Below are 13,674 nucleotides of genomic sequence, written 5' to 3'. Positions count from 1 at the left end.
CGGTTCCGTTTGACATAAAAGCGCAATATTATTTCAAGGTCAATCTGAAACAACCTGTTTACAGAGATAAGTTTCCATTTGCCTTCCTTCCCGCGCCTGAAGCTGGGAAAACAGAAAGTCGCGGCGCCCTTTCCGGCAAGACATCCGCAGAAAAACAGGATCATTTCTTTTTTCTTGCACAACCCTATTTATTTTCTAGGATAACGGCTCCCCCCCTCTTCCCAAAAAGTCAGGGAAACATCCAACATATATTCTGTTCAAGAGACTTTACTACTGTTTATCCCGCATGAACCTCCCCCGCATCCATTTTCCCGGTCTGTTTCTCGTTTCCGCATGGCTTTCCTCCGGAAACGCCCTTTGCAACGACATTATCCTGCCGGAGCCGGACAGGAAGGGCGGCAAGCCCCTCATGGAGGCCCTGCAGGAACGCCGGTCCATCCGGACCTTCGCGGACCGGCCCATTCCTCTTGAGGTGCTCTCCTCCCTGCTTTGGGCCGCCCAGGGCGTCAACCGCGAGGACGCGGATTACCGGACCGCGCCGTCATCCCGGAACTCCAATGAAATAGAAATTTACGCGGTTCTTCCGGACGCAGCCTACCTTTACGAGCCGGAAACGCATAAATTGAAGAAAGTGATGCAGGGGGACCTGAGGGCTTCAACAGGTACGCAGGAATTCGTAGCCCAGGCTCCCCTTAATCTGGTGTATGTAGTGGACCAGTCCAAACAGCCCGGCGATTTTGACGCAAAAAGAAAATTGACGACGGCCTGCGCGGATGTCGGTTTTGTCGGCCAGAACGTTTATCTCTTCTGCGCTTCCGCCGGGCTTGGCACTGTCTTCCGCGCCATGCTGAATGAGGAAAATCTTCATGAACGGCTGAAGCTCAATATGTTCAAGAAGGTTCTGTATGCCCAGAGCGTGGGTTATCCTGCCATTCCCTGATGCCGCCATGCCTCTTAAGCCCGTTCTGTTGATGCTTTTTCTGATGGCAGGCTGCATGCCGCCCATTCATGCGGATGCAAAAATAGCAGCTGCCGTACCCGTGTCTGTGAAAAACGTTAATAACTGCTACAAGCTCAGCCGGGAATTATACCGTTCCGCCCAGCCGGACGACGATGGTTTTAAAGCCCTGGAAAAACAGGGCATCAAATCCGTGCTGAACCTGCGGGAATACCACCGTGACGACAATGAGGCGCAGGGAACTTCCCTGAACCTTTACCGCATCAGGCTGGCCGCCGGAAAGGTAACCGCCCAGGATTTGATGGAGTGCCTGCTACTGATTGATAAAGCTCCCAAACCCATCCTGGTGCACTGCTGGCACGGTTCCGACCGCACAGGCATTGTCTGCGCGGCTTACCGCATCGTCATACAGGGCTGGAGCCCGGAAAAAGCCGAGGAAGAATTGAAGGACGAACGGTTCGGACACCACAAGTCCTATTATTCCAACCTTTCCGAACTGCTGAGAACTACGGACTGGGAGGAGTTCAAGTCCGCCTTTCGCAAACGGAAGGCGGCGCAGGCGTCCTGACGGCAGAAACAACGCCGGAAGAACTCCGGATTCTTCCCTGCCGGGAAAAAGACGGCCATCATCCGCCCTTACCACTGGTTATCCAGGTTCTTCGTATTGACCTTGCCCGGTTCCTTGTTGCGCTCCGTCATGCCGCGGACGGGCCTGGGCTCCGTTTCGTGAAGGTCAAGGATGTCGATCACGTTCTCCCCTTTTTTCAGGAAAGGCGCGGGCACATACAGCCTCAACTGCGGTCCCACGTTCCAGTACCGTCCCACGTTGATGCCGTTGACCCAAACGTATCCCTTGGTATAGCGTGACATGTCCAGGAACGTGTCGTGAGGGTCCTCAATGTTCAGAACGGCCCGGAAATGGGCTCCTGCCCGATTCTTGGACGATCCCTTCCCTTTGGGAGCCTGAGTGATGGAAGCGGCTGTCAGCGGCAGCGCCCTGACCGTCCATCCCTTCAATTCGCGCGGTCCCAGCTTCACGGCGCCGTGCAATCCCTTGCGGTCGCTCTCCATGCTGATGTGGAAATTGATATGGCCCATGGCTTCCACCAGGATTTCCAGCGTCCCCGGTTTTTTGCGCTCCGGCAGAACCAGGCTTTTCTGCCCCAGGCGGCGGTCCAGCGTGCCGATGAGTTCTCCGTTCAGGTACACCTGCGCGTAATCGCTGGCACTGGACAGTTCCAGCGTTTCGGAAGGCCCCGCCGGAACGGCGGTGATGTAAATGGCCATGCCCTGGTTCTGGTTCCATTGTTCAAAGTAGGGCGGCTGCGGGAATTTGGAACGGAACGGCCTGGGCAGGTTCTCCCATAATCCGGCATGCACTTCCGGAGTAAATTCCGGTATTTCCATGGAAGGAATGTCCGCGGGAGGTTCCGGAACGGCCGCCTCCGCAGGCAGTTTGGCCAGAATGATCTCCCTCATCCGGGTATAATATTCGTTCATGCGGCCGTGTTCATCCACAGGGGAGCCGTAGTCGTAGCTGGTGAGGTCCGGCTGGTATTGCCCCGGCCCCCCGTTATTGGCTCCCGCCGTGAAGCCGAAATTGGTGCCCCCGTGAAAAACGAAGAGGCTGAAAGAACGCCCCTTGTCCATGAACCAGCGCACGTGGTCGACAATTTCGGGAGTCGGATTCCAGTTGCCTTCCCCCCAGTGCCTCAGCCAGCCAGGATACGTTTCCGAGGAGAAGACAGGGACGCCCGGATTGCACTTGTTGGCAATCTTCCAATGCCCGTCGTTCAATCCGGGGTCCAGCCCCACGGCCACGCCGGGAAGTGTGACTCCCTTCAAGTAATGTTCCCCGGCGCCGTCGGACGTGTAAAACGGCCCGAATCCCTTCCGCGTCCAGAACGTTTTCAGCCATTCCATGTACTTGGGGTCCTTGCGCTGGTAGCTGCCGTATTCGTTCTCCAGCTGGGTCATCAGGATGGGGCCGCCATTTTTGGCCAGAAACGGCTCCGCCACTCTGGCCACAGCTTCCAGATAACGGGCCTGGGCCTTCATGAATTTGGCGTCTTCCGTTGTCCTCAGTTTGGCCTTGGGGTCTTTCAGCAGGTAATGAGGCAGCCCTCCCAGGTCCCATTCCCCACAAACGTACGGCCCCGGGCGGAAAAGCACCCACATGCCTTCCTCCTGGCAAAGTTTGAGAAACGCGGCCAAATCCCGGTTGCCGGTCTTGAAATCAAAGCTGCCGTCCGGCTGTTCGTGGTCATTCCAGAAAACGTAAAAGGCGATTGTGTTCAGCCCCATGGCCCTGGCGGTCCGGATGCGGTGCCTCCAGTATTCCCTGGGAATCCGCTGGGGATGCATTTCCGCACCGCGTATCTGGAACGGTTTGCCGTTCAGCATGAATTCCTGGTTGTCCTCTCCGCCGAACTTGAAAACGGCGGGAGTTCCCCGGGAAGGAGCGGGCTTTTCCACATTCAGGACGGCTTCCGGCCCGGCCCATGCCAGGGCGGCCATGCCGGCTATCAGGGCGACGGCCCCCATGCAGCCATGTTGCTTCATCATCCCGAACTGTTACCCTTTTTGAAGACGCTTGCCAATCACATTTTCCCTTTCCGCACTGCCGGCGCGGACAAGTTCCCGAATAATGTCATACATCCCGTTTTTTGCACAATAACAGGGAAAAGTTTGTCTAAACTAACCGAGATGAAAACAATTGTTCTGCTGCGCCATGGGGAAAGCACCTGGAACCGGGAAAACAGATTCACCGGATGGACGGATGTGGACCTGACGGAAAAAGGGGTGCAGGAAGCGTACTATGCGGGCGACCTGCTGAAAGACAAGGGAATGGCTTTTGACCAGGCCTATACGTCCTACCTCAAGCGCGCCGTCAAGACGCTGAACTGCGTTCTGGACCGCCTGGACCAGGACTGGCTGCCGGTTGCCAAAAGCTGGCGGCTGAATGAAAAGCATTACGGCATGCTCCAGGGCCTGAACAAAAGTGAAACGGCTAAAAAATACGGCGACGAACAAGTCCTGGTCTGGCGCCGCAGTTATGACGTAGCACCCCCTCCCGTGGCGGAAGACGACATGAACAACCCCCGCTGGGACCCGCGCTACAGGGAAGTGCCGGACGACGAACTGCCGCGCACGGAATCCCTGAAATCCACCATTGAGCGCCTGATGCCCTATTGGGAAGGGACCATTCTGGCTTCCCTGAAAACATGGGACAACATCCTCGTCGTAGCCCACGGCAATACGCTGCGCGGCATCATCAAGTACCTGAAGCATATTCCCGACGAAAAGCTCCTTTCCCTGAACCTGCCCACAGCCATTCCGTACGTATTCGAATTTGACGACTCGCTGAACCTGCAGAAAGACTATTTCCTGGGAGATCCGGATGAAGTCCGCAGACGCATGGAAGCCGTCGCCAGCCAAGGGCAGGCGTCCGGAAATACCCCCGCCACCTAACCCATTCCCGACATGACCGACCATCCCTGCCGCATAGCATTCTTCGACGCCAAGTCCTATGACCGGGGCTCCTTCAACCCGATCAACGAACGCGAATACCATTACGATATCCGTTATTTCAAGGGGCATCTGAATACGGACAGCGTGCCGCTCACCAGCGGGATGGATGTGGCCTGCATCTTCGTGAACGACACGGCGGGAGAGGAAGTCATCCGTGCATTGAAGGAAAACGGCGTCCGGCTGCTGGCCCTGCGCTGCGCCGGGTTCAACAACGTGGACCTGGAAGCGGCGGAGCGCTACGGACTGCCCGTCGTGCGCGTGCCGCGGTACTCGCCTTACGCCGTGGCGGAACACGCCGTGGCCCTGATGCTGGCTCTGAACCGCAAGATCCACCGCGCCTACTGGCGCACGAGAGACGGGAACTTTTCCCTGCACGGCCTGATGGGATTCGACATGCACGGAAAGACGGCGGGCATCATCGGCACGGGCCAGATCGCCAAAATACTTATCCGCATCCTCAAGGGATTCGGCATGAATATTCTGGCTTATGATCCGTACCCGGACAAACGCTTTGCCGAGGAAAACGGCATCACCTACACCACGCTGGACGACCTGTACGCGCGGTCGGACATCATCTCCCTGCACTGTCCGCTCACGCCGGAGACGGAATACCTGATCAATGCCGACTCCATCGGGAAAATGAAGGACGGCGTCATGATCATCAATACGGGGCGCGGCAAGCTGATCCACACGGATATGCTCATAGACGGCCTGAAATCCAAAAAGGTGGGATCCGCCGGGCTGGACGTGTATGAGGAGGAAGGGGAATATTTTTACGAGGATAAATCCGACAAGATCATTGACGACGACACCCTTGCCCGCCTGCTCTCCTTCAACAACGTCATCCTGACCTCCCACCAGGGTTTTTTCACAAAGGAAGCCCTGCACAACATTGCGGAAGTCACCCTCCATAACATCCGGGAATTTGTGGAAGGGAAAACGCTGGAAAATCAGGTAGTTCTCGGCCAGTAGCATAAAATGCTTCCCTGGCTGAATGTTTTCCGTCCGTTTGCGCGTTTCCGGCTCTTCCTCACGGGGGAATTTTACGATTTACGTTAGGCATGGACTATTTCCCATTGACAACTAATGGTATTTAAAGGAGAAAAGGGATACTCCCCTCTATACGATGAAACTGTTTTTTATTCTAACCTCATCCCTTTTTCTCTGCCTGGGTGCCCAGGCCAAATTCCCGGCGGAAGGACTGATCAAGACGGCCAGTAGCGGAGCCATTCAGGGCAAAGCCATTTTGATGAAGGCGGAAAACGCGGAACTGGTCGACAGCAAGCTGGAAAGAATACACTCCAATAAATTCATTGCCGGCATGGCCAAAAAGGATTCCGGCGCCAGTTGGAAAATCAATGTCCCCAACGACGGGGAATACATTCTTGAAATCTGGTACGTTTTTCCTTGGACGGCAAGCGCTTCCGCACAATATGAACTGCAATCCGGTTCCGCCCCCTCCTTCGTGTGGAAAGTACCGACCAACGGCGGAGGCATCAATGACGCAAGCATTTACCATCCGGGGAGCATGAAACTCACCAAGGGGAAACAAACCTTTACCATCAGGAAAAAAGGAAGGGACGGCATCTATGTCCGCTACATCCGCCTGATTCCGACAGACATTTTTCCGGTGGTGCAGCCGACGGCGGGAGGAAAAATCATCCTCACTCCGGAGAACTGCTTCATTTCCCACGCACAGGCCAAGGACCTCGGAAAATTCAATGTTTTGTCTCACTTCAGTTCCGTCAGCTGGGACATTGAGACGAAAAAGGGAGGCACGTACACGGTAACGACGGATTACGCCATAGCCGCGCCTGCCTCCACCCTTCTCAAGATAGGTTATTCCGTAAACGGCAACCTGGAGGAATTCACCTTTCCGGGAACGGGCGGCTGGACCAAATTTGCCAAATACTCTCCCGGCGGCATCACCCTGCCGCCAGGGAAATGCACGCTGACCGTGAAGGGAATAACGAGCGGCGCCGAAACAAAATCCATCATGCTCGTTCCGGAAACCTGAACCAGGGTTCCATTCCCCGGCCCATGAGACAAGGGTGCCGGCGTTCTGGGGAGACATGAACACCGCCTAACCCGGGGATGGCAAGAAAGTGTTCCGAAAAAGCCGGACAGACATCGGCCTTGCCCCCGCCGGGGAGACGCCGGATACTGGCGGCCAGCATTCATGGAAAAACTGCCGACATCCTCCCGGTCCCTGCGCTACCTGCCTTTTCTGGTGGCATCGGCGTTCTTCATGCAGATGCTGGACGCCACCATCCTGAATACGGCCATTCCTACGATTGCGCGCAGCTTCCACACCCATCCGCTGCAGCTCCACTCCCTGGTCACCGCCTACATGCTGACGGTGTGCGTGCTGATACCGGCCTCCGGATGGGTCTCCGACAAATTGGGGTCGCGCCACACCTTCCTGTTCGCCATCTCCCTGTTCACGTTCGGCTCCCTGCTCTGCGCCCTTTCCACCTCCGTCGCCATGATGACGGCCTGCCGTGTCGTCCAGGGCATCGGCGGGGCGTTCCTGATGCCTGTGGGGCGGCTGGTCATCCTGCGCTCCTACCCGCGCTCCATGTTCGTCAACGTGCTGAACATCGTGACCATTCCGGCTCTGCTGGGGCCCCTGCTCGGTCCCGTGCTGGGCGGCATCATCGTGCAGTACATCTCCTGGCACTGGATATTCCTGATCAACATTCCCGTGGGACTGGCGGGCCTGTGGGCCACGCGGAAGCTGATGCCGGACCTGAAGGCCGTCAAGGAACAGAAGTTCGACTGGCCGGGGTTTCTGTTCTTCTCCGCTTCCGCCCTGCTGATCACGATGAGCCTTTCCACGGAAGGAGGGTCCCCGGACAAAACCCGGATGGGGATTCTCCTGACGGCAGGGATTCTTTTCCAGACCGTATACTGGGCGCTGGCGTTCCGGTCGGAAACGCCGCTTTTCAGCCCCTCCCTGTTCCGCATCCGGAACTTTGCCATCGGCATAGCCGGAAACATCGTCTGCCGCCTGGGCGGGAGCTGCCTGCCTTACCTGGTTCCCCTTTTCTTCCAGGTGGTGCTAGGGTATTCCGCCCTTAAATCCGGCATGTCCCTGATTCCGCTGGCCGTGAGCAACCTTCTGGCAAAGACGGTGGCGCCGCGGCTGCTCGGAAAATTCGGCTACCGGAACATCATGGTCATCAATACGTTCACGATCGGGACCCTGCTGGCGGCCTTTTACTTCATCGGCCCCGGCACCCATGAATTCACTCTTCTGTCCATGCTAGCCCTGCTGGGAGCGGCCAACTCCATCCAGTTCACCTGCATGAATACCCTGACGCTGATCGACCTGCCGAACGCGGATGCCAGCAGCGGGAATTCCCTGCTTTCCATGATCATGCAGTTGTCCATTGCCGTCAGTATCGCGACGGCCTCCTTGCTGCTGGACTGTTTCGGCGGCCATGCCGCCACCTCCGGGCCTGCCGTGGAATCGGCCTTTCACGCCACCTTCGTCACCATCGGAACGATTGCGGCGGCAAGTTCCTTCATCTTCGCCCTGGTGGACAAGGACAAGGGGAAAACCCGCAAAAAGCGGAAAACCGCGTGACATCGCGCGGAGCTTCCCTCCCGTTCAGGAACAGGAAACCTCGCCACCCGTTTCAAGGGAACAGCACTGGGCAAACTGCGCGCGCGACTCTTCCAGGTCAATCGGCTTCTTGTCCGGCCCCAGGGCCACGTAAACGAGTTCGGCTTCCGTGATCTTGGCCACGTTGTTGCACAGCTTGGTCAGACGCTCCGCATACACCACCACCTTCACCGTCAGGGACGTACGCCCCACCCTGATGATGTCCGTGTAAAAGGAGACCACATCCCCCACCATCACGGGGGCTTCAAAAGTCAGGCTGCTGACGGCACGCGTCACGATATAGCGGCTCAGCGCATAACGCATGGCCGTGCTGGCGCCCGCAAGGTCCACCTGGCTCATCACCCAGCCTCCAAACACATCGCCGTGCTGGTTGGTATCCGCCGGCATGGGTTCCACGCGCAGGGCGGGCATGCGCCCTTCCGGGAGTCTGTTCTCCTCGTATATGGTGTCTTTCATTTTAGGAATTATTATAATTAACAGAAAAATGCTCGTATATTTCCCTCCGGGTGTAAAGAGAAAAAGAGAAAGCGGGCTTTCCCCCGCAAAAGATCGTTTTCGTGGAATAGGTTCGTCCGGTATTCACAGTCCTTTTGGCCGCTATGGGAAATGTGACCGTATTGGTTTGCCGCGTGAAGTATTGCGTCTTATCGGGCTTTTTCCTGCAATGATCTTCTTCCGGAACTTGTCTCACCCTCATGCAACAGGACCACCAGCCCAAGACAAAGGAAGTGGACGGCAAGGAATACCCCGCTTCCGAATTCGCCTACGTGCCTGATCCGGAAAAACCTTCCACCTGGAAGCTCCCGATTTTTGACGCCCACCATGTAGGCGGCGCCCTGGCCGCCATGACGAGCGACTACCGCGGCAATCCGGTGGAAATCCCGGAACGCGACCGGAAGGCCGTCATGGAAAAGATCATGGCGCGCAGGGACGAACTGGAAAAAGGCCGCCGTTGAAATCCGCGAAATGCGGGGACGGCGGATTTATCAGGAACGGTATCCGGCCCTGAAAAAACAGGGGCCACCATGAATCGCTCCCGTCAGCACGGCGACGTCTGTTCCGCATATCGGAAATACAAGGGGTTCGATCCGCCGCCATAGGCGACACACGCAGACACATATCCGTCACCAGGAGTCGGAATCCCGGAAGTGCCGCCAAAAAACATACATGAACAGGCGAGATATACGGTTCATGGCGCAGGTAGATAATTACCTTGTTAAAATAAATTAATAAGTACTGCTTGATAAAAAAATGCCGCCGGTTAGTGGGTGATTACGGCCATTCCGCTGCCCGTCAAACATGAAGTATTCCGGAACAGTCTGCTGGATGCCGGTAAAAGCAGGCAATTCCGGCGGTGTTTTTCCAGACCTCTCCATTTTATCTGCGGAGGCGGGCAATTCCCTCATTTTTCCTGTGAAATCGCATGCATTTTTCTTCCGGATGTGGTAGCATGCCGTTACCATTGCACGGCGTATCGCAGAAACGGGCTTTCCGGTGTAAAGACATTTCCGGCAGCAGGAAAAAATGGAGGAAAACACCTCTTATGTACATCCCCGGCGGTACCCTGCACATTCCATTCAGGCAGCATGTCCGGAGAAAAAATAAAAACATGCCTCTGGCTCTTCTGGATCAATCTGTTCATCGGTGCGTTCACCTTTGGGGGCGGCTACATTGTGGTCCCGATGATCAGCAAATATTACGTCCGGAAAAAACACTTGTTCTCCAAGGAGGAATTGTTGTCCATGGCCGCCATCGCACAATCCACGCCCGGAGCGATCGCCGTCAATCTCTCCGCCCTGGCAGGCCACCGCACCGCAGGGCTTCCGGGCGTGCTTGCCAGTTGTCTGGGCGCCGTCATTCCCCCTCTGGTCATCCTGTCCGCCGTGGCGTCCTGGTATGAGGCATTCAGCTCCAGCACTGCGGTGGAAGCCGTCCTGCGGGGGATGCAGGCGGGCGTGGCAGCCCTCATCGTGGACATTGTGGTGGACATGTGGCGGATGATTCTCCGCAAAAAATCGGCCCTGCTGCACGCCATGGTACCGGGGGCCTTTGTGGCAAGCTTCGTCTTTCACCTCCATATAGCCGTTATTCTGGCCGTGTGCTGCATCCTGAGCCTGTGGCACGTCCGAATAAAACAGGAAAGGAGATGCGGATAATGCAGATGCTCTGGCAGCTCTTCAGCGCTTTCCTTCAAATCGGAGCGTTCAGCATCGGCGGCGGGTATGCCGTTATCCCCATGATCCGTGACCAGGTGGTCATTCATCACGGCTGGATCACACAGAAGGTGTTTACCGACATCATCACGATCTCCCAGATGACGCCCGGCCCGCTGGCCATCAACACGTCTACCTTCGTGGGATTGCAGATAGCGGGCATTCCCGGCGCCATGACGGCTACACTGGGCTGCGTCCTTCCCGGCGTGGCGGCGGCGCTGCTGCTGCACCTTTTTTTCCAAAGGCATCGGCGTTCCCTTTACATCTCCGGCGTTCTGGAAGGGTTGAAAGCGGCTTCCGTGGGCCTGATCATGTCCGCGGGCGGAACCATCCTGATGCTGACCTTCTGCGGCACCTTTGACTGGCAATCCGTGGAAAGGGTGGATATTCCCAGCTTCATCCTGTTTGGAGCCGCTCTGTTTGCCCTGAGAAAATGGCGCGTCAACCCCATCCTGCTGATGACTCTGACGGGAGCGGCCGGATACCTTGTTTACGGGCTGCGCTGAATCTCCGTCAATCCGCTCCTTTCTCCGGGGAAAAGGCATGGCGGCGGAAAAAACAGGCGGCCTTCTTCCCGGCCTAATCTGCCCGGCGAATTTGTGCAGATCACGGAAAAGGTACGGTTGAGCCTGTAATCCCAACCAAGGCACAATATTGTTCAACTTGGCAAAATCCTTGAAATATCAATGACATGGAACGCTTAAACAGCGTTTTCAATTGAACGGTCGTCCGTCTTTCAGGCCTCCACGCCTATGGGAATGCATGCAGGAGCAGCAAGCCCTGAGCAAGCTCCGGCATCAAATTTGTCCGGACTTTCCCCGGCCCGCGGTATTCCCCTCTGAACATCACGATTAATGGAAAAATGAGCAGTAAAGACATTCACGACATGCAGGACCCCCGCCATCAATTCTATGACGGGAAATATGAAAAACAGCAGCAGGAAGCGCCCGGCCTGCAATCTGACATGGCCCCCGTTCCCGATTCCGGTGAAAAGAGCTATAAAGGATGCAACCGGCTGGCCGGCAGGAAGGCACTGGTGACCGGAGGAGATTCCGGCATCGGGCGGGCGGCCGCCATCGCCTACGCCCGGGAAGGTGCGGACATTGCCCTGAACTATCTGCCGGAAGAGCAGAGCGACGCGGAGGAAGTGGCCCGGCTGGTGGAAGCGGAAGGCCGCAATATCGTCCTTCTTCCGGGCGACCTCAGCGACGAGGAATTCTGCAAAAATCTTATTCACGATGCTCTGGAAAAGCTCGGCGGACTGGACATCCTGGCCCTAGTGGCCGGCAAGCAGGTAGCGACCGAGGACATTCAGGACATTACCACGGAGCAGCTTGTCAAAACATTTGAAGTCAACGTTTTCTCTTTATTCTGGATTGCCAAGGCGGTCCTCCCCCACCTCAAGCCGGGAGCCAGCATCATCACCTGTTCTTCCATTCAGGCCTACCAGCCGGGCAAAAACCTGATTGACTACGCCTCCACCAAGGCGGCCATCATTGCCTTCAGCCGCGCCCTGGCCAAACAGGTGGCCTCCAAAGGCATCCGAGTCAACGTCGTGGCTCCCGGCCCCGTCTGGACACCCTTGCAGGTAACGGGAGGCCAGTTGCAGGAACACCTGCCGGAATTCGGCCAAAAGACGCCTCTGGAACGGGCGGGACAGCCCGTGGAACTGTCCGGCCTCTATGTTTTCCTGGCCTCCCAGGAATCAAGCTTCATCACGGCTGAAGTCTTCGGCGTCACCGGCGGTATGCATTTGGCCTGATGCGGATTCCTTGTCCGCAAAAAAATGCGGACTGCCGGATTTCCGTCGGCGCCGGGTGTTCCTGGCATCCACGGATCATAAATCTCTACCGGCTTCCCTCTCCCAACAGGGGGAAGGGAAGCCTTTACTTCTTCAAAAACGGCGCAGGCAGGATAACGAAGCGTGCTTTCTTTCCCATTTCAAACGGCACGTTTCCCGAAGCTCCCGGACAGAAAGCATTCGTCGCCCCTGGAAGAACTTTCCCTGTCCATCCTCCGGAAAAGAAACCGTACAAAATCATCGCTTTTCTTTCTTTACTCTGGGGTATCAAAAAATATGATTGTGCCTTCGTACGTTTCCCCCGCCGACTCTCTCGCGGCGGCGGCAAGCCTTCTCCCTGTAAGAAAACAATCCCTGTTCACGTACATTCCGACCATGAGCACCTCTCTCTCCAATGGTACCTCCCTGCTGGCGCCCAAGCCCCATTACGCCATTCTTGACGGCCTCCGGGGAGTGGCGGCCGTCATGGTCGTGCTGTTCCACCTTTTTGAAGGAAGCCTGAGCGACCGGGAATTCCATACCGACCAAATCATCAACCACGGCTATCTTTGCGTGGACTTCTTCTTCATGCTTTCCGGCTTTGTCATCGGCTACGCCTACGATGACCGCTGGGGCAAAATGAGCCTGTGGGACTTCTGCAAGCGGCGCCTGGTCCGTTTGCAGCCCATGGTGGTGATGGGGATGCTCATCGGCGGCATCTTCTTCTACTTCCAGGACTCAGAAATCTATCCGGCCATGGCCTCCACGCCCATGTGGGAAATGCTGCTCGTGATGACCATCGGCTTTACGCTTCTTCCCGTTCCCACCTCCATGGACGTCCGCGGCTGGGCGGAAATGCATCCGCTGAACGGCCCGGCGTGGTCGCTCTTCTTTGAATACATCGCCAACATCCTGTACGCCACCGTCGTCAGAAGGTTTTCCAACACCTGGCTCTCCATCCTGGTCTTCCTGGCGGGCTGCGCCCTGATTCACCAATGCTTCAGCCAGGGCAACAACATCGGCGGCTGGACACTGGACCTGGAACAACTCCAAATCGGCGCGACAAGGCTGATCTTCCCGTTCTTCGGCGGCCTGCTCCTGTTCCGCCTGGGGAAACTCGCCAGCATCCGGAACGCCTTCTGGTGGTGCAGCCTGATGCTCGTCGCGGCCATTTCCATGCCCCATGTGGGAGGCGCGGAATACTTCCGCCTGAACGGCCTTTACGATGCCTTCTGCATCATCGTCATCTTCCCCCTGATCATCTTCATGGCCGCCAGCGGACACACGAAAGACCGCTTCTCCTCAAAAGCCTGCAAATTCCTGGGCGACATTTCCTACCCCCTCTACATCACCCACTATCCCATCGTCTACCTCTATACGGCATGGCTCTACAACAACAAGGTCCCCCTCTCCCAGGCGCTCCCCGTCATCGCCGGCACGCTCGTTATCTGCATAGCCCTGGCCTATGCCTGCCTGAAACTGTACGATGAACCCGTCCGCGACTGGCTGAAAAAACGCGTGCTGATGCGTACCTCCAACCGGAAGTGAAGAAAAAGGAGGAGGC

General features: G+C 56.7%; 14 protein-coding genes. 11 read left to right on the top strand and 3 right to left on the bottom strand.

All coding sequences use genetic code 11. The features are described from left to right. Positions 1-286: 286 nt before the first annotated feature. Positions 287-940: a nitroreductase family protein gene (locus OQH67_RS05285; RefSeq protein WP_215435546.1), complete on the top strand. Its 654-nt coding sequence runs from the start codon at positions 287-289 to the stop codon at positions 938-940. Positions 941-1,046: 106 nt separating this feature from the next. Next, positions 1,047-1,526 carry a fused DSP-PTPase phosphatase/NAD kinase-like protein gene (locus tag OQH67_RS05280; protein ID WP_215458901.1) on the top strand — a complete coding sequence of 160 codons (480 nt, stop codon included), beginning with the start codon at positions 1,047-1,049 and terminating at the stop codon, positions 1,524-1,526. 68 nt (positions 1,527-1,594) lie between these two features. Here the strand turns inward: OQH67_RS05280 and OQH67_RS05275 are convergent, their stop codons facing one another. Then, positions 1,595-3,523 (bottom strand): beta-galactosidase, encoded by a 1,929-nt coding sequence (locus OQH67_RS05275; protein ID WP_215435548.1) that lies wholly within the window; start codon positions 3,521-3,523, stop codon positions 1,595-1,597. A gap of 141 nt (positions 3,524-3,664) precedes the next feature. Here OQH67_RS05275 and gpmA point away from each other — a divergent pair, with 141 nt between their 5' ends. From gpmA to OQH67_RS05255, 4 genes are all read left to right on the top strand, one after another. Then, positions 3,665-4,429, top strand: a complete 765-nt coding sequence (gene gpmA / locus OQH67_RS05270; RefSeq protein WP_067569449.1) for a 2,3-diphosphoglycerate-dependent phosphoglycerate mutase — start codon at positions 3,665-3,667, stop codon at positions 4,427-4,429. Positions 4,430-4,441: 12 nt separating this feature from the next. Further along, on the top strand, positions 4,442-5,461 hold the full coding sequence (locus OQH67_RS05265) for a 2-hydroxyacid dehydrogenase (RefSeq protein ID WP_215435549.1): 1,020 nt from the start codon (positions 4,442-4,444) through the stop codon (positions 5,459-5,461). Positions 5,462-5,615: 154 nt separating this feature from the next. After that, complete coding sequence (locus tag OQH67_RS05260) at positions 5,616-6,506, top strand: carbohydrate-binding protein (RefSeq protein ID WP_215435550.1); 891 nt, start codon at positions 5,616-5,618, stop codon at positions 6,504-6,506. A gap of 162 nt (positions 6,507-6,668) precedes the next feature. After that, positions 6,669-8,078, top strand: coding sequence for a DHA2 family efflux MFS transporter permease subunit (locus OQH67_RS05255; protein ID WP_215435551.1), 1,410 nt, complete (start codon positions 6,669-6,671; stop codon positions 8,076-8,078). A 24-nt stretch (positions 8,079-8,102) separates the two neighbouring features. Here the strand turns inward: OQH67_RS05255 and OQH67_RS05250 are convergent, their stop codons facing one another. Continuing rightward, positions 8,103-8,573, bottom strand: a complete 471-nt coding sequence (locus tag OQH67_RS05250; protein ID WP_215435552.1) for an acyl-CoA thioesterase — start codon at positions 8,571-8,573, stop codon at positions 8,103-8,105. Between the two features lie 239 nt (positions 8,574-8,812). On the opposite strand from OQH67_RS05250, the gene OQH67_RS05245 reads away from it, so the two are divergent. Next, on the top strand, positions 8,813-9,073 hold the full coding sequence (locus OQH67_RS05245; RefSeq protein WP_067569467.1) for a hypothetical protein: 261 nt from the start codon (positions 8,813-8,815) through the stop codon (positions 9,071-9,073). Between the two features lie 270 nt (positions 9,074-9,343). On the opposite strand, the gene OQH67_RS05240 is transcribed toward OQH67_RS05245, so the two are convergent. After that, positions 9,344-9,580: a hypothetical protein gene (locus OQH67_RS05240; RefSeq protein ID WP_215435553.1), complete on the bottom strand. Its 237-nt coding sequence runs from the start codon at positions 9,578-9,580 to the stop codon at positions 9,344-9,346. A gap of 123 nt (positions 9,581-9,703) precedes the next feature. On the opposite strand from OQH67_RS05240, the gene OQH67_RS05235 reads away from it, so the two are divergent. The 4 genes from OQH67_RS05235 to OQH67_RS05220 all read left to right on the top strand — a co-directional run bounded on the left by OQH67_RS05235 (position 9,704) and on the right by OQH67_RS05220 (position 13,658). Continuing rightward, a complete protein-coding gene (locus tag OQH67_RS05235; RefSeq protein WP_215435554.1) occupies positions 9,704-10,273 on the top strand; it encodes a chromate transporter in 570 nt (189 codons plus the stop codon). Next, on the top strand, positions 10,273-10,836 hold the full coding sequence (locus OQH67_RS05230; RefSeq protein WP_288161574.1) for a chromate transporter: 564 nt from the start codon (positions 10,273-10,275) through the stop codon (positions 10,834-10,836). Before OQH67_RS05235 ends, OQH67_RS05230 begins: the two co-directional genes overlap by 1 nt. 356 nt (positions 10,837-11,192) lie before the next feature. Further along, positions 11,193-12,092, top strand: a complete 900-nt coding sequence (locus OQH67_RS05225) for an SDR family oxidoreductase (RefSeq protein WP_218957811.1) — start codon at positions 11,193-11,195, stop codon at positions 12,090-12,092. A gap of 414 nt (positions 12,093-12,506) precedes the next feature. Next, positions 12,507-13,658: an acyltransferase family protein gene (locus OQH67_RS05220; RefSeq protein WP_215435556.1), complete on the top strand. Its 1,152-nt coding sequence runs from the start codon at positions 12,507-12,509 to the stop codon at positions 13,656-13,658. The last annotated feature ends 16 nt before the right edge of the window (positions 13,659-13,674 follow it).

It is taken from the genome of Akkermansia biwaensis (assembly GCF_026072915.1).
GTDB classification, from domain to species: Bacteria; Verrucomicrobiota; Verrucomicrobiia; order Verrucomicrobiales; family Akkermansiaceae; genus Akkermansia; species Akkermansia biwaensis.
The sequence above is the reverse complement of the archived record's forward strand: the minus strand, read 5'-3'. Positions and strand labels throughout refer to the sequence as shown.